This is a genomic window from Kineococcus aridisoli (assembly GCF_050871885.1).
Taxonomy (GTDB): Bacteria; Actinomycetota; Actinomycetes; order Actinomycetales; family Kineococcaceae; genus Kineococcus.
Window position 1 is genome coordinate 1 of the sequence record NZ_JBJLSF010000091.1, and the last position, 19758, is coordinate 19758.

The 19758-nt window shown below is 75.0% G+C and carries 16 protein-coding genes; 2 read left to right on the forward strand and 14 right to left on the reverse strand.

What is annotated here, in order from left to right; all coding sequences use genetic code 11:
* Positions 1 to 165: 165 nt before the first annotated feature.
* From ACRYM2_RS19225 to ACRYM2_RS19245, 5 genes are all read right to left on the reverse strand, one after another.
* Positions 166 to 1146 (reverse strand): ROK family protein, encoded by a 981-nt coding sequence (locus tag ACRYM2_RS19225; protein ID WP_432524039.1) that lies wholly within the window; start codon positions 1144 to 1146, stop codon positions 166 to 168.
* Positions 1147 to 1148: 2 nt separating this feature from the next.
* The gene (locus tag ACRYM2_RS19230; protein ID WP_432524040.1) at positions 1149 to 2939 is read right to left on the reverse strand and encodes a family 20 glycosylhydrolase; all 1791 of its coding nucleotides are present in this window, start codon (positions 2937 to 2939) and stop codon (positions 1149 to 1151) included.
* A gap of 74 nt (positions 2940 to 3013) precedes the next feature.
* Entirely contained in the window at positions 3014 to 3898 is an 885-nt protein-coding gene (locus ACRYM2_RS19235) for a carbohydrate ABC transporter permease (protein WP_432524041.1), read from the reverse strand.
* Positions 3898 to 4890: a carbohydrate ABC transporter permease gene (locus tag ACRYM2_RS19240; protein ID WP_432524042.1), complete on the reverse strand. Its 993-nt coding sequence runs from the start codon at positions 4888 to 4890 to the stop codon at positions 3898 to 3900. Before ACRYM2_RS19240 ends, ACRYM2_RS19235 begins: the two co-directional genes overlap by 1 nt.
* A 44-nt stretch (positions 4891 to 4934) precedes the next feature.
* Positions 4935 to 6233 carry an extracellular solute-binding protein gene (locus ACRYM2_RS19245; RefSeq protein WP_432524043.1) on the reverse strand — a complete coding sequence of 433 codons (1299 nt, stop codon included), beginning with the start codon at positions 6231 to 6233 and terminating at the stop codon, positions 4935 to 4937.
* Between the two features lie 289 nt (positions 6234 to 6522).
* Between ACRYM2_RS19245 and ACRYM2_RS19250 the strand changes: the two genes are divergently transcribed.
* Positions 6523 to 7611: an ROK family transcriptional regulator gene (locus ACRYM2_RS19250; RefSeq protein ID WP_432524044.1), complete on the forward strand. Its 1089-nt coding sequence runs from the start codon at positions 6523 to 6525 to the stop codon at positions 7609 to 7611.
* Here the strand turns inward: ACRYM2_RS19250 and ACRYM2_RS19255 are convergent.
* The 6 genes from ACRYM2_RS19255 to ACRYM2_RS19280 all read right to left on the reverse strand — a co-directional run bounded on the left by ACRYM2_RS19255 (position 7604) and on the right by ACRYM2_RS19280 (position 13808).
* A complete protein-coding gene (locus ACRYM2_RS19255) occupies positions 7604 to 7942 on the reverse strand; it encodes a hypothetical protein (protein ID WP_432524045.1) in 339 nt (112 codons plus the stop codon). The two genes, ACRYM2_RS19250 and ACRYM2_RS19255, sit on opposite strands and share 8 nt — an antisense overlap.
* A gap of 127 nt (positions 7943 to 8069) precedes the next feature.
* A complete protein-coding gene (locus tag ACRYM2_RS19260) occupies positions 8070 to 9002 on the reverse strand; it encodes a glycosyltransferase (RefSeq protein WP_432524046.1) in 933 nt (310 codons plus the stop codon).
* Between the two features lie 18 nt (positions 9003 to 9020).
* Positions 9021 to 10832, reverse strand: coding sequence for a hypothetical protein (locus ACRYM2_RS19265; RefSeq protein WP_432524047.1), 1812 nt, complete (start codon positions 10830 to 10832; stop codon positions 9021 to 9023).
* The gene (locus ACRYM2_RS19270; protein WP_432524048.1) at positions 10829 to 12280 is read right to left on the reverse strand and encodes a hypothetical protein; all 1452 of its coding nucleotides are present in this window, start codon (positions 12278 to 12280) and stop codon (positions 10829 to 10831) included. Before ACRYM2_RS19270 ends, ACRYM2_RS19265 begins: the two co-directional genes overlap by 4 nt.
* Positions 12277 to 12945, reverse strand: a complete 669-nt coding sequence (locus ACRYM2_RS19275) for a YveK family protein (protein WP_432524049.1) — start codon at positions 12943 to 12945, stop codon at positions 12277 to 12279. Before ACRYM2_RS19275 ends, ACRYM2_RS19270 begins: the two co-directional genes overlap by 4 nt.
* Positions 12942 to 13808 (reverse strand): alpha/beta hydrolase fold domain-containing protein, encoded by an 867-nt coding sequence (locus ACRYM2_RS19280; protein ID WP_432524050.1) that lies wholly within the window; start codon positions 13806 to 13808, stop codon positions 12942 to 12944. The genes ACRYM2_RS19275 and ACRYM2_RS19280 overlap by 4 nt, the downstream gene beginning before the upstream one ends.
* 306 nt (positions 13809 to 14114) lie before the next feature.
* Here ACRYM2_RS19280 and ACRYM2_RS19285 point away from each other — a divergent pair, with 306 nt between their 5' ends.
* Positions 14115 to 15191 (forward strand): acyltransferase family protein, encoded by a 1077-nt coding sequence (locus tag ACRYM2_RS19285; RefSeq protein WP_432524051.1) that lies wholly within the window; start codon positions 14115 to 14117, stop codon positions 15189 to 15191.
* 58 nt (positions 15192 to 15249) lie between these two features.
* On the opposite strand, the gene ACRYM2_RS19290 is transcribed toward ACRYM2_RS19285, so the two are convergent.
* The 3 genes from ACRYM2_RS19290 to ACRYM2_RS19300 form a co-directional block, all read right to left on the reverse strand.
* Positions 15250 to 17388, reverse strand: a complete 2139-nt coding sequence (locus tag ACRYM2_RS19290) for a glycosyltransferase (protein ID WP_432524052.1) — start codon at positions 17386 to 17388, stop codon at positions 15250 to 15252.
* 100 nt (positions 17389 to 17488) lie between these two features.
* Positions 17489 to 18460, reverse strand: coding sequence for a glycosyltransferase family 2 protein (locus tag ACRYM2_RS19295; RefSeq protein WP_432524053.1), 972 nt, complete (start codon positions 18458 to 18460; stop codon positions 17489 to 17491).
* Positions 18461 to 18466: 6 nt separating this feature from the next.
* Positions 18467 to 19758 (reverse strand): endonuclease/exonuclease/phosphatase family protein (locus ACRYM2_RS19300; protein WP_432524054.1); only part of this gene is annotated, 1292 nt, incomplete at its 5' end.

Genomic DNA, 19758 nt, shown 5'->3' on the forward strand with positions numbered 1-19758 from the left:
CGCGCCGCCCCCCCCCCCCCCCCCCCCCCCCCCCCCCCCCCCCCCCCCCCCCCCCCCCCCCCCCCCCCCCCCCCCCCCCCCGGCCCGCGGTCGGCGGCGCCGGCGGGCAGCCCCGGTGGACGCCCCGGTGGACGCCCCGGTGGGCGTCCCCGCGGGCCCGCCGGCTCAGGGCACCCCGTGCAACCCCGGCCCCAGCGGCCGGACGAGGTCGTGACCGGCCAGGTCGGCGGCGCCGATGGCGGCCACCGGCCGGTCGCCGGGCAGCAGCGACAGCCGCTCGTCCAGCGCGAGGCCGCGCAGGAACGCCGACCCCGCGGCCTGCGCCCGCAGCGCACCGCCGACCGCGTCGAGCAGCGGCCGCCCCACCCCGGCGACACCACCGGCGAGGACGATGCGCGCGGGGTCGCACGTCAGCGCGAGCGTGCGCACGGTGAGGGCCACCGCGGCGGCCCACCGGTCGCGCACCTGCACGGCGGCCCGCTCGCCGGCCGCCGCCGCCGCGAACAGGTGCTGCGCCGAGCGCCCCTCCCCGCCGTGCGGCCAGGCGCGCTGCAGCGCCGCGCCCGAGGCGATCGTCTCCAGGCACCCGCGCTGACCGCAGGCGCACAGCGCCCCGGCGGGGTCGACGGCGAGGTGGCCGACCTCCCCGGCCGCCGCGCTGCCCCCGCGCAGCAGCCTCCCGTCCAGGACGATGCCGGCGGCCAGGCCGGTGCCCAGCGACAGCAGCGCCAGGTCCTGGCCCGGGGCCAGCAGCGCCGAGGCGCCCAGCGCGGTCGCCTTGACGTCGTTCTCCACGCTGACGCCGACGTGCCCGGTGACGGCGGAGACGAGGGCGGCCAGCGGCACCTGCTCGTGGCCGAAGCCGAGGTTCACCGCGCTGCGGACCGTGCCGGTGCGCGGGTCCACCAGGCCGGGGATGCCGATGCCCACGCTGGCCAGGGCCCGCGGGCCGCCGGGCGCGACCTGGTCGAGCAGGTCGGCGACCACCCGTCCCGCCGCCTCGACGACGTCGCCGACCCCGGAGGGCGAGGGGCGCCGGGACGTCGCGAGGACGTCCCCGGCGGCACCCAGCGCGACACCGTCGATCTTGGTGCCGCCGATGTCGAGCCCGACGCGCACGCCGGCGGGCCCGGTGAGGACGGCCACCGTCAGCTCGCGGCGCGCAGCAGGGCGTGGCGCAGCGGGGCGAACTCGGCGAGGCTGTCGGTCAGGCCGCCGGGCTGCGAGCGCAGCAGCCAGCACGCCCGCTGCTCCTCCAGCAGGGCGTCCAGCTCGGTGAGCAGCGCGGGTGCGGCGGCCGCGTCGATCGTCCCGTCGGCGGCCCGGGCCAGGAACACCCGGGCGGCCAGGTCGGACAGCCGCAGCGCCTGGGTGAGCTCGCGGACCACCACGTCGCCGTCGGCGGCGGCCGGCTGCGCGGCGCGCAGGTCCTCCAGGCAGCCGCGCAGCACCTCGCGGGCGGCCAGCAGCGCCTCGCGGGAGGGCACCGCCCACTCGGCCACGTCGGCGGGATCGCGCAGCACCATGCACAGCGGGGAGGCGTTGAGCACCGGGGCGCCCAGCTGCCGCGTGATGCGGCCCGCGCGCACCAGGACCTCGCCCGTGGTGCCCGTGGGGTCCAGCAGCAGCCGCTCGTCGAGGACGGCCGCGACGTCGAGGTCGCGGTTGGCCTCCAGCGCCCAGGAGACCGCGCCGCCGAAGAGCACCGGCCCGAAGGCCACCGACGGCGGGTCCCAGTGGCCGTGGTCGCCCCAGGAGGTGTTCAGGTACCCCTGCGCACCGTTCTCCAGACCGACCTCCGCGGCGTCGACCATGTTGCCCACCGCGTTGTCGAACCTGCCGAGCAGGGCGTTCCAGTTGCTGGCACCCGGTGCCACCCAGAACGGCACGCCCGCGTCCAGCAGCAGCTTGGCGCGGTCGCGGAAGCCGTCGCGCAGCGCGGTGACGTCCAGGCCCTGGCTGCGCCACTCCTGCACCTGCCCGCCGGCGGAGTCGATGACGTCGGCCAGCAGCGCGGGGGAGTCGTACTGCCAGACGACCGGGATCGCGCCGGCGGGGACCTTGTCCATCAGCTCGGGGTGGTCGCCGAAGACGTCGGCCCAGAACTCGACGGTCCACCCGCGCTCCAGCCACGGCTGCATGACCGCGGTGACGTACTCCCAGTAGACGGTGCCCAGGCCGACCTCCTCGGCGCGCTGGGCGCTCTTGCCGGTCCCCAGCTCCCACGGCTCGTCGGCGCCGATGTTGATGCGCCGGGTGCGGAAGTTGGCGGCCACGTCCTCCAGCAGCTCGCCCACGAACGCGGCGTTCTCCGGGCTGGGTTCCACGGTGCTCGGCGGCCGGTGCCGGCCGCGCATCGTGAAGCCGTCCTCGTTCTCGGAGCGCTTGGCGTGCTCGGGGTGCTTCAGCCAGCGCTCCATGTGGCCCAGGGTGTTCTGGTTGCACACCAGCTCGATGCCGCGCGAGGCGCACAGCGCGTCCAGCCACTGCAGGTCGGCGGCCGACAGGGCCGAGGCGTCCTGCCAGACGACCTGCTGACCGCGGAAGCGGTAGGTGTGCTCGGTGTAGAGCTCCAGGCAGTTGATGCGGGCCAGGTCGAGGACCTCCACCCAGCGGGCCAGCGTGCGCCGGGTCGGCACCCGGTCGCGGCTGATGTCGAGCATGAAGCCGCGGACGGCGAAGTCGGGGGAGTCCTCGACGGTGTAGCTGGTGGTCTCGAAGTCGCGGCCGGCGCGCAGCTGGTCCAGCGTCGCCAGCGCGTAGCGCAGCCCCGCCGCGTCGGCGTGCGCGACGGTGGTCCCGTCGGCGGAGGTCTGCAGGCGGTAGCCCTGCGCGGGCAGCGAGGCGTCGGCGACGACGGTGAGGGGGGCGTCCGGTGCGGGACCGCTCCCGGTCGTCGCGGACATCGACTTCGGGCGGGGGAAGGGCGTGACGGGCACGGGGGAGCTCCAGGTCGGGGTGTTTCGCGGGGGTTCCGCGGGGTGTGGTGCGCGGGTGGTGCGCGGCGAGCGGGTCAGCCCTTGACGGCGCCGGCCACCATGCCCTTGGTCATGGCGTTCTGGACGAGGACGAAGACGACGAGGACCGGCACGGCCACCAGCGTCGAGCCCGCCATCACGCCTGCCCAGTCGGTCTCCTGCATGTTGGAGGAGAACGTCCGCAGCCAGACCGGCAGCGTCAGCCGGTCGCCGGAGGCCAGCACGACGTAGGCGAGGGTGAACTCGTTCCAGGCGACGAGGAAGCCGAAGACGCCGGTGGCGACCAGGCCGGGGCCCAGCAGCGGGAACGTCACCCGGAAGAACGCGCCGAACCGCGAGCAGCCGTCCATCATCGCGGCCTCCTCCAGCTCCACCGGGACGCCGTCGACGAAGCCCTTGAGCATCCAGACGGTGAACGGGACGATCAGCCCCACGTACAGCAGCGACAGCCCCGGCACCGAGCCCAGCAGTCCCCACCCGTCGAGCATGCGGTACTGGGAGATGAACAGCGCCTCGGCGGGGATCATCTGCACGACCAGCACCGCGACGAGCGCACCGCGCCGGCCGAGGAAGGTGAAGCGGCTGAGCGCCACCGACGCGAGGACCGCGGAGACCAGCGACACGGCCACCGCCAGGCCGGTGACGGCGGCGCTGAAGCCCAGGGAGCGCCAGAACAGCGAGTCGGCGAGGATCTCGCCGAAGGAGCGCAGCGTGGGCTCCAGCGGTGCCAGCAGCGGCGGCGTCGCCCGCAGCCGGTCCGCCGGCATGAGGGCGGAGTTGATCATCCAGTAGATGGGGAAGGCCCAGAGCGCGGCCAGGGCGACGGCGAGGACGTTCCACCAGCCCTTGTGCCGGTTGCGGGCGGACCGGTGGTCCGCGTGGGTGGGCGGGGCGAACAGCGCCGGTTCGGTGGCGGCCATCACAGGTCTCCCTGCTTCATGAGGGTGCGCATGTAGCGCCAGGTCAGGACCAGCACCAGCACCAGCATGACGGTCGCCAGCGCCGAGGCGATGCCGTAGTCCCCGCCGCCGATGCCGGTCTCGTACACGTAGGTGCCCAGCAGGTTCGTCTCCCGGTTGTTGCCCGCGCCGGCCTGCAGGACCTTGATCTGGGTGAAGACCTTCAGGTCCCAGATGATCTCCAGCATCAGCAGCAGCAGGACGACCGGCTGGATGATCGGCAGGACGACCAGCCGCAGCCGCGTCCAGCCGGCGGCGCCGTCCAGCTCGGCGGCTTCCAGGACCGCCTCGTCGACCTGGTTGAGCGCAGCGTACGTCGACAGCGTCACCAGCGGGACCGAGGTCCAGATGACGGTGATGGCGGCGATGAGGAAGAACGTCCAGGGGCTGCCCGCCAGCCAGGAGTAGCCGCGGAAGGACTCCAGCCCGGCCGAGGTGAGCAGCCAGTTCACCAGCCCGTAGCGGGGTTCCACCAGCCAGGTGTAGACGGTGAGCGCGGCCAGCGGAGGCATCGCCCAGGCCAGCACGAGGGCGACCTGGAGCAGGATGCGGGGGACGGTGGACAGCTTCTGCAGCAGCAGGGCGAAGGCGATCCCGATGCCCATCGTCACCAGCGCGCAGAAGGCGCAGAACACGACGGAGCGGGCGGTGACGACCCAGAAGTAGGGGTCGCCGAGGACCTGGGAGTAGTTCTGGAACCCGACCCACTCCGGTGGCCGCCCGAACTGCTGAGCCAGCCCGAACTCCTGGAACGACATGATGAACTGCCGCACCATCGGGTAGCCCAGCGCCAGGCACACCAGCCCGACGGGCAGGACCAGCAGCAGGTAGGGCGCGGCGAGGGAGCCGCCCCGTCGTCGTGGTCGCGCCCGGCGGCGGGCGACGGGAGCGGGGACCCCCGGCGGCGCGGTCGCCGGTGCGCTGCTGACACCGGCGCTGAGCTGGTCGGACACCACGTTCTCCTCCTGCTGGTCCTCGTCGGTTCGCGGGTGCTCGGTCAGCCCTTGTTGAGGGCGACGGCGATGGTGGTGTCCACGTCGGCGGCGACGGCCTTGACGTCCTCGCCCTTGGCGATGCGCACCCAGAAGTCGCGGGGCACGTTGTTGCCGTCGAGCACGCCCCACTGCGGGGAGTTGGGGGTGAGGACGGAGTTCTCGATGATCTCCTGGGCGATCGAGCCGGTCGGGCCCTCCAGGGCGGAGGAGAACGACGTGCGGCCGGGGATCCAGCCGCCGACCTTGGCCATGTCGGTCATGAACTCGTCGGAGTAGACGAGCTTCAGCAGCGACTTGGACAGCTCCTCGTTGTGGTTGTTCGCGGAGATGCCGATGCTGGATCCGCCCGAGAACGTGTTGCCGATGCTGCCCGGGGTCAGGCCGGGAAGGGCCATGACGCCCACCTTGCCGGCGTCCCACATGGCCTTGTCGATCTTGGCGGCGGCGACGTTGAGGGCGCTGTACATGCCCACCTTGCCGTCGTTGAACAACTGGTAGGCGACCTGGGCGTTCTCGTTGGAGTCCAGCGCGTACTTCGTCGCGGTGAGCATCACGTCCTGGACCTGGGCCAGCGCGGCCTGCGACTCGGGGCTGGAGAGCATGCCCTTCCAGGTGTCGCCGTCCTGCTCGGCGTACTGGCCGCCGTGGGTGAACAGCCAGCCCTCGTTGGTGTGCGGGTCCGCGCCGGGCATGTAGATGCCGGAGAAGTCCGGCAGGCCCTCGGGGTTGGCCGTGTTCAGCGCCTTGGCCGCGGCCACGAGCTCGTCGAGGCTGGTCGGGACGGGGATGCCGGCCGCCTGGAGCAGGTCCTGGCGGTAGTAGTAGACGCGGGCGCCGGCGTAGAGCGGGGTGGCGTACAGCTTGCCCTCCCAGGAGCCGGCGTCGATGAAGCTCTGGATGAGGTCGCCGCCGCCGAGCTCCTCCTCCTGGTCGGAGATGTCGAGCAGGGCGCCCACGGAGGAGAACAGCGCGACCTGGGTGTTGCCGAACTCGATGACGTCCGGGCTCTCGTCCCGGCTGGCGAGGCTGGTCTGCAGCTTGGAGACGATGCCGTCCCACTGCTGGACCTCGATGGTGAGGGTGGCGCCCGCGTTCTGCTGCTCGAAGGTGCTCTTCAGCCAGGCCTGCGTCTCGTCCGGCACCGAGTCCTGCATGAGCCACAGGCGCAGATCCTTGCTGTCACCTCCTCCGCCCCCGCCGGCGCCGGCGGACGACTCGGAGCCGCCGCCGCACGCGGCCAGGCCGCCGAGCAGGGTGGCGCCGGTGGCGGTGGCGAGCAGGGATCGCCGGGTGAGGTTCATGGCGGGCAACCTTTCGAGGGTCCGGTGCGGCAGGACGAGCGTGGAGGGGGGCAGGCGGTGCGGTCGGTCGACTCGGCGCTGAGTCTCGACATCCCGACGAGCACGTGACAAGTGTTAGGACACCTGCTTAACAAGAACGTAACCGCCTCCCGGCCCGCTCGGCAAGAGGCTTGCGGGAGGTTCGTCAGTGGGGTAAACCAATCCGGTGACCGCCCCGACGCTGCCCGTGCCACGGCCGCACCCGACGTCCTGGCGCGCCTCCACGCGGGGCCTGCGACCGAGCTCGAAGGTGCTGCCCTCCCAGGCCAGGGCGCACAACCGCGCCGTCGTGCTGGGACTGCTCTTCCACGAGGGACCCGTCTCGCGCGCCGACCTCGCCCGCGCCACCGGCCTCACCCGGGTGACCGTCTCCGAGATCGTCGGCGACCTGCTCGCCGAGGGCCTGGTCGCCGAGCTCGGGCTGCGCCCCGAGGGGCGGGTCGGCAAGCCGGCCATGATGGTGGGGCTGCGCTCGACCGAGCACCACATCGTCGCCGTCGACATGCAGATGCTGCCCGTGGTGCGGGTGGCGGTGCTCGACCTCGCCGGCTCGCCGCTCAGCGAGAGCACCGCGGACTTCACCGGCCTGCGCGGCGAGGAGGCGCTCCAGGCGCTCCAGGCGCTGTGCGCCGGCGTCCTCGCCGGTGCGCCGCAGCGCGTGGTGGGGGTGGGGATCGGCACGCCGGGCATCGTCGACGCCGCCGGCGGGATCGTGGAGTCCGCCCGGCTGGGCTGGAAGGACGTGCCGCTGGCCGAGCGGCTGTCGGCCGCGCTCGGCACCGCCGTCCACGTCGCCAACGACGCGGACGCGGCGGCCCTGGCGGAGTTCACCTACGGCGAGGCCTCGGCCTCCGGCTTCCTGGCCGTCGTGGCCGGGCAGGGCCTCGGCGCCGGCCTCGTCCTCGACGGCCACCTCGTGCGCGGGCACCGGCTGGCGGCGGGGGAGATCGGCCACCTCGTCGTCGACCCGCGCGGTCAGCAGTGCGAGTGCGGGCGCCGCGGCTGCCTGGAGACGATCGTCGCCCCGCCCTACCTGACCCGCGCGCTGGAGGGGCGGACCCCGGCCCGTCGGCGCAGCGCCCTGCGCGACGCCGGCCGCCGCCTGGGCGCCGTGCTCGCCCCCGTCGTCGCCGCCCTCGACCTGGAGGAGGTCGTCCTCGTGGGACCGGCCGACCTGCTCGACGGACCGCTGCTGACCGCCGCCCGCGACACCGTCGAGGCCACGTGCATGCCCGCCTCGGGCGGCGGGGTCCGGCTGCGGATGGCCGCGCTCGGCCCGAACGGCGTCCTGCAGGGGGCCGCGGCCCTCGTGCTGTCCGGGGAGTTCGGCTTCAGCTGACGAAGCGGCGCTCGGTGTTGGTCAGCCGCAGCTTCAGCAGCGCCTGCACCAGCGGCAGCGGGGCGATCGGCTGGCGCACCGTGGTGCCCTGCGGCGTCGTGGTCAGCGCGGTCGGGCAGGCGAAACCGGCCTCCAGCAGCGGGCGGGCCAGGTCCGGCGCCACCGCGTCACCGGGCGAGAGCGCCGCCAGCCGGGTGCGGACCTCGCGGGGCAGCCCCTCCCACCAGGTCACCAGCCGCTCGTCGCGCGGCTGCTGCACGTAGCGCACGCCACCGGCGACCTGCTCGACCGGCTGGGAGTCGTCGGGGCGCGAGGATCCAGTCGTGGGCACGAGCGGCAGTGTGGACCACGAGCGCACGCCGCGCTCGTCGGGGTGCCGCCTCCGCCCGGTGGGGTGCGCGCCCCGGCCCGCCGCACCCGCCCCGGGTGGGGCGGGTGCGGCGGCCCGGGACCGGGTGTCAGGACTTCAACGGGAACGGCGTCCTGGAGGTGGAGCGCACCCGGTGGCGCGCGGTCTCCAGGACGTCCTCCCACGTGACCGAGCCGGCGTCGCGGACGACGGCCAGCCCGCGGTCCTGCAGCATCGCGGCGATCTCGCTCTGGTGGTCGTCGACGTGCTCGCCGTGCGACGCGAGCCGGGGCAGCAGCAGCGGGAGCTTGCCGCTCGAGAGGGTGGTGAGCGTCGACCCCGTGCCGGCGTGCGCGATGACGACGTCGGCCTCCTCCATCGCGGCCTGCAGCTCGTGCGCGGGGATCGAGCGGCGCGCGTCGATCCCGAGGTCCTCGGCGGCGGTGGACCCGGTCTGCCAGAGCACCTCCACCCCCTCGGGCAGCACCTCCAGCAACCGCTGCAGCGGACGGCGGAAGGGGTACCCCTCCGAACTGCCCAGCGTCACGACCACGCGCCGCACCTCCCGCGGTTCGCCGCGCGTGGCCGTGAAGCCGTCGAGCACGGTGCCCTCGAAGGTCCAGCGCTCGTCGCTCCACGTCTCGTGCTGGGTGTAGAGGCGGACGCCGGGCAGCTTGCCCAGCAGGCGACCGCTCGAGGAGGGCCCGTCCACCCGGGTCGCGCTCTCGATGTAGTGGCAGGGGACCCCGCGGGCCCAGTACGTCGGCAGCACCGAGACCGCCAGGTTCGCCCCGGTGCTGATGACGCGCTCGACGTCACGGTGCGGCAGGCGCCGCACGCCGTCGACCGCGTTGCGCAGCACGTGGCCGACGTTGCGCGCCCGCGGGTACTCCAGGTAGTGCACCTCCTCGCCGGCCAGCAGCGACCGGCTCTGCGCCGCGTCGGTGGTCACCCAGATGCGGTCACGGATCGGCAGGCGTGGCACCAGGCTGTGGAGCTGCGTGAGGTGCCCTCCCACGTTGGCCACCAGGAGCGTCGTCATGCGTGCTCAACCACCCTCTCAACGAGCTGTCGTCGGAAGCAGCTGGGCGACCGGGCGGCCGCTCAGCAGGAGGACGTCCCGGGTGGTGTTGACGGCGGCCACGGTGGCCGGCACGTCCCGGACGTCGGTGTTCCACGGCACCCCGCCGAGGTGCCCCCCCGTGTCGTAGAGGGTCACCTCCGGTCCGGGTGCGGAGATGGACGCGGTCACCTCGGGTGCAGCGGCGACGCCCTCGCCCCGGCGCCGCCACACCACCAGCACGCCCGGCCCGCTCGTGCGCAGGCGCAGCCGCACCGACCCGTCCGGACCGGGGGAGACGCCGACCCGCTCGGACATCTCCGTGTGGTTGCCCTCGGCGTCGCGCAGGGCCGCGACGTACTCGAGCCCGGAGCCGCCGAGGCTGCCGCGGACGCCGTCGACCGATCCGCGGACGTCGAAGAGGTCGGGTGCGCGCAGCGCCGGCGAGGAGGCGGCGGCCGAGCCGCCGGCGGCCAGCACGCGCCAGCCGTCGCGGTGGGCGAGTTCCCACGACCCGCAGGCGAGCTGCCAGCGCGACTGCGCGGCGTCGAGGCAGGCCGCCACGTCCGCGTCCTCGCTGGTGACGCGGAAACCGGCGCTGGGCAGCCACCGCGATCCCGACCGCCGGGTCCCGACCCGGGTGTGCACGCGCTCGGCGACGACCCTGGTGCTCGGCTGGACGTTCACCAGGGAGACCATGGGCGCCGCGACCACGTCACCCTGCCGCTCGGCCGCCACCGTGCTGCTGCCGTCGCGGTGGAAGACCATCTCGCCCACGTCGCGCAGGGTGATCTCCGAGCCCAGCCCCTCGTCGGAGTCGTCGACGACGATGCCGGGCGCCTCGTCCGTGCGGGCGGGGTACACCAGGGAGGAGTCGATGGTCACCTGGCTGGAGCGGACGACGTAGGCGGAGGTGGAGCGCAGGTCCCCCTCGGAGTGCCCGGCGAGGATCGACACGGCCCGCGAGCGCGTGATGCGGATCCGGCCCGAGATCGCCGAGACGATGGTCGCGCCCTTGCAGTCCTGCAGGCTGGCGGCGCCGATGCTCCGCTCGGTCTTGGGGCTGAGCACGACGATGCCGTCGCCGTTGGAGACCTGGTAGAGCAACCAGGCGTCGCCCACCTCGTCGAGGCGTGCCTGGCAGTGGTCGAGCACCATGGCGTCGCAGTAGTCGAACCACGACACGAGCGTCCGGGCCGCCGTCATGACCACGTCGTTGAAGCGACCCGAGCAGCGGTTGAAGAAGGCCAGCGCGCGGTTCTCGCCCTGCCCGTCCACCAGGAGCTGGTGCACCACCAGGCGCGGGGTGCCCCCGACGGCGTCGCCGGTGGCGCGGTGGTCGACGTCGACGCGCACCGCGTCACCGTCGAACGCCCGCCGGCGGGTGTTCGGGAAGAACGCCCAGCGCGTCCGCGGGTCGGCCGTGAAGGCCTCGGTGCGGGCCAGGCGCGCGCCGAGCTGCACCTGGGCCCCGTTGCCGAAGACGACCAGGCAGTCGAAGGGGTCGTCGTCGTCGAGGAACACCGGCGTGTCCAGCAGGTACCTGCCCCGGGGTTCCAGGCTCACCGCGCGCACGCCCTGGTCGTAGAGCGCCTGCAGCGCCGGTGCCGAGTCGGTGGTCCCGGTCGGGTCCAGCCCGGCGTCGGCGGCCGCGCCGGGCGGCGGTCCCGGCGGGACGCTGCCGGACAGGCCGACCGCCGTCGCCCCCAGGCCGAGCGCCGCCACGACCTTGGTGACGCTGCGGCGATCGACCTCCAGCCCCCGCCCGCGCGTGCCGTGCCCCCCCTCGTGGGCACGCAGTTGCGCGCTCACGGTGTCCCCGCCCCCGCGGTGCGAGCGGCGCCCGGCGCCGCGGGCCGCCGGGCGAGCGCGGCCGAGACCGCTGCGGCCAGGAACACGAACGGGTAGTTCGGCGCTGAGACGAACACCGGGGCGGCCGCCGACTCCGCCAGCAGCAGGACCATCCACCCGGCCCCGGCCAGGCGCAGCCACCGCACGAGCGGCGAGGGTTCACCGCGCATCCCGCGCAGCAGGTGGGTGGACATCACCAGCAGGCCGATCGCGAAGCAGGCGGCTCCCAGCCAGCCGGCCTCGCCGTACAGGGCGGGCCACTGGGTGTCGTTGAGGAACTGCCCCGAGTCGGCGGCCGGTCCCATGCCGAACCGGTGGTCGAAACCCAGCTGGTAGTACCAGGGGCTGTAGGAATCGGCCGCCGTCGCGCTGGCGAACCTGCCGAACCCGGCGCCCAGGGGGAACGTCTCCCCGGCGACCGCCGCGCCGCCCTGCGTCAGCAGCGAGCGCGCCGAGTCCTGCACCACGTAGCGGTCCACGTCCGTGGTGACGAGCTGCACCAGCGGCGGCGCGAGCACCAGCGCGGCCAGCGGCAGCACGGGCAGCACCGCGAGGGCGCGACGCCTGCGCAGGAACGGCAGGCACATCAGCGCCACCGTCGCGAGGAGCCCGACGACGGACTTGACCTGCAGGGTGAGCAGCGCCAGGGCCGCGCAGGCGGCGAAGACCGGCACCGCCGGTCCGCGGCGGCCGACGACGAGCCGGTGGGCGAGCGCGGCGATCGCGAGGATGCCGCAGAACCGGCTGAAGGCGCCCGGTCGCGCGAAGATCCCGGTCAGCGCCGGCAGGCCGTAGGGCCCGGTGCTGGAGGTGGTGCCCAGCAGCGCGGCCCACGGTCCCGGTGCGAGGAGGTTGACGGCACCGGTGGCGATGACGAGGACGGCCAGGTACGCGCCCCAGCGGACGGCGGCGCGCAGGTGCTCCAGCGTCCAGGGGACCTGCGCGACGGCGAAGGCCAGCAGCAGCCCCTTCACGGAGCTGAAGGTCCCCTGCGCGAGGACCCCGACCGGCACGTCCTGCACCCGACCGCTGAGCAGGCCGAGGAACGCGAAGGCGGCGAACCAGGCGCTGCCCGGCAGCACCACCAGGCGTCCGGCGGTGACCAGCCGGCGCACCGGGAGGGCGATCAGGCAGAACAGCACGGCCGCGTCGTCCAGCGCCGAGGCCGACCCGCCGAGCAGCGACTGCAGGGGTGTCGACAGCACGACCACGACCAGGGTCAGCGCCACCAGCAGCTGCGGTGCGAACACCGCGACGAGCACCGCACCCGCGACCGCCAGCACGCCCAGCGGCACGAGGGGGCCGAGCAGCAGCAGCGCCACGAGCGCCACGGCCACCGCGCCGCCGCCGGCCGCCCACGGCAGGGCACCGCCGCGCGGGGCGGCCGCCGCTCCGGTGGAGACCGTCACCGGCGCGCGTGCCGGCTTCGCGCGGAACCCTCCCGCAGGGCCACGACCGCCGCGGAGACGGCCAGGCCGATCGCCAGTGCCACCGCGAGGTTGACCAGCAGGTTCGGCGACTCCGGATCGGTGGGGATGAGCGGTTCCTCGACCACCACGCCCGTCATCAGGGCCTGACCGCCCACCTCGCTCTGCGTGGAGACCTGGTCGACGAGGCTGCGGGCCACCGCACCCGCCAGTTCCGCGGCCTCGCGCGCCCGGGGTGCGCTGACGTCGACGTCGACGATCGTGGTCTGCGGCACCACGCTGGCCGACACCCGCTCGGCGAGCGTGGCTGAGTCGACATCGCTGCCGGCCGCGCTGATGGCCGGGTCGAGGACCGTCGGCGTCTCGACGAGGGCGGCGTAGGTGTCGGCCTGGTCGGCCACGTACGCCGCCGCATCGGCCACCGACACCGCGCCGTCCTCCGCCTGGGCCCGCAGCAGCACCTTCGTCTGCGTCGTGTACGTCTCGGGGATCGCCTGCGTCGTGCCCCACCCGGCGAGCAGGGAGAGGAGCACGACCGCCCCGACGACGACGCCGTGGCGCCGCACGGTCTCGCCGGCCGCCGGGCGGCGCACCTGCGCGGGTACTGCTCCGTCGCGGCGGGTGTCAGGGCTGGCGGTGTCCGTCACAGGGTCTCCTTCAGGAAGGACCGGACCGCCTGGCGCACGTCCGGTCGGAGCAGGCTGGTGCCGTGGGAGTCGCCGTCCACGAGCAGTTCCCGGTGAGCCACGCCGGCGGCCTCCAGCGCCGCGGCCATCGCGTCCACCTGCTCGCTCGGGACGAGTTCGCGGGTGCCGTTGACCAGGAGCACCGGCGGGTCGCTCGGGTCGACGCGCGTGACCGGGGAGGCTTCCGCGGCCACCGGGCAGTCGGCCGGTGACGCGCAGCCGAGGTAGTTCAGGACGAGCTGGGTCGCCTCCGGCCCCGGGTCGCCCAGTCGCCCGGCCTGCGGCCGGAAGTCGGCGACACCGCTGAGGGAGACGACGGTCTTGACGCGCGCGCCGCTGTCGGTGGGCCCGCTGCCCGCAGTGCCCACCGTCAGCGCCAGCACGGCTCCCGCCGAACTGCCCAGCAGGCCGAGCCGTGCCGGGTCGACGCCGAACCTCTCGACCTGCTCGGGACGGCGCAACCACTCCACGGCGCGGGAGACGTCGTCCACCTGGTCGGGGTAGGTGTGCGCGGGGGCCATCCGGTAGTCGATGGAGAAACCGGCGATCCCCTGGGTGGCGAGGGTCTCGCACAGGCCGCGGGAACCGCCCTCGGTGCGGCTGCCGCTGGTGAAACCACCGCCGTGCACCACCACCAGGGCCGGCAGCGGGGTGGTCGCCTCCCGGGGCAGGCAGGCGTCGAGGTCCAGGGACTCGGAACCCCCCTGCCAGTAGGTGATGCCCTCGACGACCTCGACGCCGGGACCGTCGTCGACCGGCAGCCGCTCGGCGGGAGCGCCGCCGGAGGAGCAGGAGGAGAGCAGGAGGGCGGCGACCGCGCACACGACCGCTCGGTGACGGCGTGCGGTGCGGCGTGGCAGCATCGAGGTCCCTTGGTCCAGTCGTCGGGTGGCTCCCGGGGGCACCCGACGACGACGGGATCCGAGTCCCGTGCGGGGGTGGTGGTCGAGGAGCCGAGGGGGCGGTTCGCGCCTGCTGCGCCCCTTTGTACCAGTCCGGAGCTCACCGGTGGCCGGTCGGCGGGGAGTTTCCTCGATCCGCACCTGATCTGCACCGCACCGCTGCACCATGGTCGCCGACTCACCTACACTCGGCCACCCCAGGGGTTCGGCACCCGCCGCGGAGGACGCATGAGCACAGCACGCCGCCTGACGTGGGTGGAACCGACCAAGGGCCTCGCCATCGCGATGGTCGTGGTCTACCACGTCACCCTGTACCTCGACCCGGCAGGGATCGACGTCCTGCTCGGACGCGCCAAGGCCCTGTTCGAACTGTTCCCGATGCCCGCCTTCTTCCTCATCGCGGGGATGGCGGCGTCCGGGCACCCGCGGATGCCGCTGAAGTCGTTGTGGTGGCGCCGCATCTACCCGGTCGTCTACGTCTACCTCCTGTGGTCGCTGCTGCGCGCGGTGTTCTACGTGCTCGCCCCCGGTGTCCAGGGCGGCCTGGGGGACCTGCCCGCGGACGAGTGGCGCACCCTGCTCCTGCTGCCCGTGTGGCCGAGCAGCAGCTACTGGTTCCTCTACGCGCTGGCGCTGTTCACGTTCCTGCGCCGGATCGTCGCCGGGTTCCCCGCGTGGCTGCAGCTCACGGGTTCGGCGCTCGTCTCGACGGCGTTCTCCTCCGGTCTGGTCGGCGTCGACAACATCGGCTGGAACCGCATCGGTGCGCTGTTCACGTTCTTCGTCGCCGGGGCGCTGTTCGCCGCGCCCCTCAAGGAGGCCGTGGACCGCAGCCGGGCCTGGAACCTGGTCCCGCTGGGTGCCGCTCTGCTCGTGGTGACGGCAGCCCTGCTGCTGGGTCTGCGCGGCCTCCCGCCGGTGGCGCTCGTGGGACAGGTGCTGGCCGTCGCGCTCGGAGTCGTCGGTGTGGCGCACGTGCCGGCCGGCCGGGTGCGCACGGCCCTCACGTCCCTGGGGCAGCAGTCGTTCCGCGTCTACCTCGTCCACATCTTCCCGATCGTCCTCATCAGCGCCGCGGTCCGTGCGCTGGAACCCGAGCTGCCGCGCGTCGTGGACGCCGCGGTGCAGGGAGCGGTCATCGTCGTGGTCACGTGGTTCTCGGTGTGGTTCTCCGCGGCCAGCGGACGCTGGCGCTGGCTCTACGCCCCGCCGGACGCGTTCCTGCCGCGTACTCCCCGCACTCCCCGCACTCCCCGCCACCGCGTCGCGGACGCCCAGGTGGAACGCCCCACCGCCCGGCCGTGAGGGCACCACGACGGGCGAGCACCCGCACGGGTGCTCGCCCGTCGTCGTACCGGAACCGCTAGGCGGGCGCGAGGCGCCGGTCGAGGGCGCTCAACCACACGTCCTCCAACCGCGGGTACACCGCGTCGGTGCTGTACGTGTCGTTCGCGGCCGTCCGCGCCGCTCCGGCGAGGTCCTCGCGCAGGGAGGAGTCGGACACCACCTGCTGCAGGGCCCCGCGGAGCGCCTCGACGTCACCCGGTGGCACCACGAGACCCCGGCCGCCGGCGAGGACCGGTGCGACACCGCCGACGTCGGTGGCGACGACGGCGTTGGAGCGGGCCATCGCCTCCAGCACGAACACGGGCATCGCCTCGTCGCGCGAGGGCAGGACGGCGACGCGGGAACGCTCGAGCAGCGAGAGCAGTTCGTCGTGCGGCAGCGCGCCCACGACCCGGACCCCCTCGAGGTCGCGCAGCAGTTCGGGTTCCACGACCGGACCGGCGATGACGAGTTCCCAGCCCGGTGCGCGCACCTGCCGCCACGCCTCCAGCAGGACGTCCACGCCCTTGCGGCGCCCCACGGCCCCGCCGAAGACCACGAGGTCCTCCTTGGGGGCGGGACCACCGAGCCGGACCGCGTTGGGCACCAGGTGGACGCGGGAGGCGGGGAGCGCCTCCTGCGCCACCGTCGACGTCGCCGAGGACAGCGACACGACGTGGTCGGCGGCGCCGAGGACCCACCGCACCGGGCGCGGGTTCCGCTCGGCGAAGGCGACGAAGGAACTGCCGTGCAGGTGGGCCACCGTCGCCAGCCCGCGGGCGTGCGCCAGGCGCATGAGCGCGCCCTCCCGCAGGAACGAACCACCGGCGGACAGGTGCGCCGCGACGACCGAGCGCCCGCGGGGCAGGCGCGCCACGGTCAGCGCGGCGCGGGCGCCGCGCCGCACGGACGCCACGAGGTCCCCGGGGTCGCCGCGGGTGGTGAGCAGGTCGACGTCCACCCGGTCGAAGGTGGCCGCGAGGTAGCCGTTGAGCACCTGCGTCATGCCGCCGGCGACCTCGCCCGCACGGCCCAGGTGGTAGACGGTCGGGCGCTGCCGCTGCGCGCGGCGCTCCCGGCGGGCCGCCGCCCCCGGCCGCCGCGGCGTCCCGGCCGAGCGCAGCACCTCCAGGACCTCCTCGCGCACCGCGCCCAGCCGCGTGCGCGCCTGCGCGAGGAGCTCGAACAGCTCCTCGCGGCGTGCCGAGAGCTGCTCCAGCCGCTCGGCGACCGCTCCGGCGTCGTCCGCGGACAGGTCCAGGGCGACGTCGTGCACCCCGATCGTCGACAGGTGGCGTTCCAGCTTGGGCGCCGGCCGCACGAGCCCGGCCACCGGGACCGCCCCTTCGGTGAAGGCCCCGATGACGACGTGGAGGCGGTCGGAGACGACCAGTTCCGTGCGCCGGTACAGCTCGCGCAGCGCCGCCTCGTGCTCGTGGTGGCCGGTGGCGCCGGGCCAGCCCAGCACCTGCCCGCCGAGGTCCCGCGCCAGGCGGTGGGAGCGCTCGTCGTCCTTCAGCACCTGCGTGACCGTCCAGATCGACAGCCCGTGGCGCTCGGCGTGCTCGCGCAGCCCCGCGAGCGCCTGCGGGGAGGGGTAGGGCCGCTCCCCGTCGCCGCGCAGCGAGAGCACCAGCGCGTCGCGCCGCCGCGGGACGGCGAGCTCCTCGTCGGCGCTGCCCTCGCCGAACGCCAGGTCCGGCATGCTCGCGCCGGTGCGCATGTAGGCGGCGGTGGCGTCGTCGCGCCACCTGGTGAGGTCGGACAGGGCGATCGACGGCCGCATGAGGGCGCGCGGCAGCGGGGCGAAGGAGCGGGCGCCGACACCGACCCGCACGGCCCGGCCGCCGCGGGCGCGCAGCACCGCGAGCAGGGGCACCACGACGAGGTGCTCCTTCATGCCCGCGAGCGTCAGCTGGATCTCGCCGGGTTTGAAGACGTAGGAGGCTCCGCCGCGCAGGGCTTCGCGCAACGCGGCGCGGTACCACGCCGCGAGGCTGCGGTAGCCGCGGTCGCCGGGCCGCAACCCCAGGCACTCGTCGTAGCCGGCGGGTGAACGCCCGACGTACACGTGCAGGGGGCCGGCGTCGCGCACCCAGTCGATCAGTTGCCGTCGGAGGATGGCGTCGCCGATGTTCTCGTACTGGCCGCGCCCCACGGTGAAGACCTGCCCCACGGACCCTCCCGGTTCGTCGTCGCTGTAGCGATGCAGGTTCCGGGCGCCCTCGACCGTGGCCGCACCATACCGGTGGACGGGCTCCTGCGGGAGGGGTCGGTCAACGGGGGCCGAGCAGGCGCAGCTGGAGGGGGCGGGGCGCGTACGCCAGCGCCGCCAGGACCACGCGCTTGTCGCGGCGCTGCGCCAGCACCCGCAGCCCGCGCAGGCCGATGCGGCGGCGCGCTGCGGCCACGAGCGCCCGCGACTCCGCCTCGTCGTAGGCGCCGCTGAGGGCGTCCTTGACCCCCGACAGGGCGATGTAGCGCAACCGGAAGTAGGTCACGGCCGGTGCCGTCGCCGCGATGCCCGCCCTGCTCGCGGCGTCGAGGACCGTCGCGTCGACGACGGCCAGGGACTCGGCCCGCCGGTGGCGCGAGGTGATGATCGACCCGGTGCGCTTGCGGTACTCGTAGACGGTGCGCCCGCAGAAGGCGATGGACCCGGCGGCGGTCAGGGCGTTCGCGACGAGCGCCAGGTCCGACTGCACGCGCGCGCGGGGGAAGTCGACGCCCAGCAGCAGCTCCCGCCGGAACAGCTTGTTCCACAGGTGGCCGGTGATCGCTCCGCGCAGCAGCAGTTCCACCGCGGTGGAGGCGTTCTGCACGGGGAGACGGGGCGCGGGGATGGTGCGTGGCGCGCCCGCGGCCGGAACCAGCAGCGCGTCGGCGACGACGACGTCGACGGGTCGGCCCCCCTCCTGCGCGTCCAGCGCCGTGCGCAGCAGCGAGGCCGCGGCGTCCTGCGGCCAGTGGTCGTCGGAGTCGACGAACCAGATCCACTCACCGGTGGCCGCCTCGACCCCGCGCCGGCGGGCCTCGGCCACGCCGCGGTTGTCGGGCAGCAGCAGCGCGGTCACGCGCTCGTCGCGCTCGGCCGCGGCGCTGACCGCGGAACGCGATCCGTCGCTCGACCCGTCGTCGACCAGCACCAGCTGCACCTCGACGTCGCGCTGGCCGAGAACCCTCTCGACGGCCGACGGCAGGTGCCCGACGTCGTTGAAGACGGGCATCACGACGCTCACCTGGGTCACGCCGCGTCAATCTAGCGGCGCACGCCCCGCCGGGGAACGCCCCGCGAGTTCCGCGGTGGACCGCGGCGCTTCCCGGCGGGTCCCGCTGGACCCCGCGGAGAACTCCCCGGTGGGCTGCGGGGAACTCCGGGGGTCCGGCGGGTGGCCGCGGAGCGCCCGAGGGGCCCACCCGGGCGCGGGCGGGGCCAGGTCGACGACGACGGGCGCGTGGTCGCTGCCGGCCGCGTCCCCGACCCGGGCGCGCAGCGGCACCAGCCCGGCGACCTGGACGACGTCGATGCGGGCCAGGCCCGGCCAGGGGCCGCGCGTCAGGCCCGGGCCCCAGGCGACGGCGCGGTAGGCGTCCACCAGACCGGCGCGCGCGAACGTGCGCAGCGGGGCGTTGAGGTCCGAGGCGTTCACGTCGCCGGCGAGCACCACCGCCTCCCCCCGGCGCACCAGCTCGCGCGCGAGGCCGGCCAGCCGCTCGGCCTCGGCCGAGCGCACCCGCGCCGCCGAGGTGGTGCCCCCCGCCGGCCCGGGGTCGGAGGGGTGGAAGCGGCAGCCCAGGCAGGGGGAGGCCAGGTGGACGCTGACCACCGCGACGGGACGGCCCCGCACGTCGACGGTGACGACGTCGGTGGGCCTGGCCGCCGCGGGCAACCCGGTCACCGGCCGCACGTCGGTGATCGGGTGGCGCGAGAGCACGGCGGTCCCCGCGGGCACGCCCCAGCGGGGCGCCCAGGCGGTGGGGGAGACGTGCCGGTGGGGGTAGCCGTCCTCCAGGGGTGCCACCTCCCGCAGCGCCTGCGCCGACACCTCCTGCAGCACGAGGAGGTCCGGGGCGCTCTCGCGGGCGAGCGCGAGCAGGCCGTCGACGGGGGCGCCGGCCGTGAGGTTCCACGTGACCACGCGCAGCGGGGGGGCGTCGCCGGCGTCCGTCCCGGCGGGCGAGCGCGGCACCCACGAGGACACCGCCACCACGGCGGGGCACAGCAGCGCGACCGCCACCCGGGGGCGGCGCAGCAGCAGCAGCACGAGCAGCAGCGGCGGCCCGGGCGCCAGCCACCAGGCGGCCGTCAGCGCCAGGGCGTACGTCGGCGCGGTGCGGTCACCGGCGAGCAGGACGGCTGCCAGCGCGGCCGTGGCCGCGACGCCGTACGCGGTGCACGCCGCGGCGCACCACCGGGCGGGGCCGCGGCGCGGCCCAGGCGTTCCCGCCCGGGTCCGGGACGCCCCCGGGCGGCAGCGGCCGCACCGGCGGGTCCGCGACCAGGTCGACGGCGTCCAGCTCCACGCGGACCGGCGCCGGACCCGGG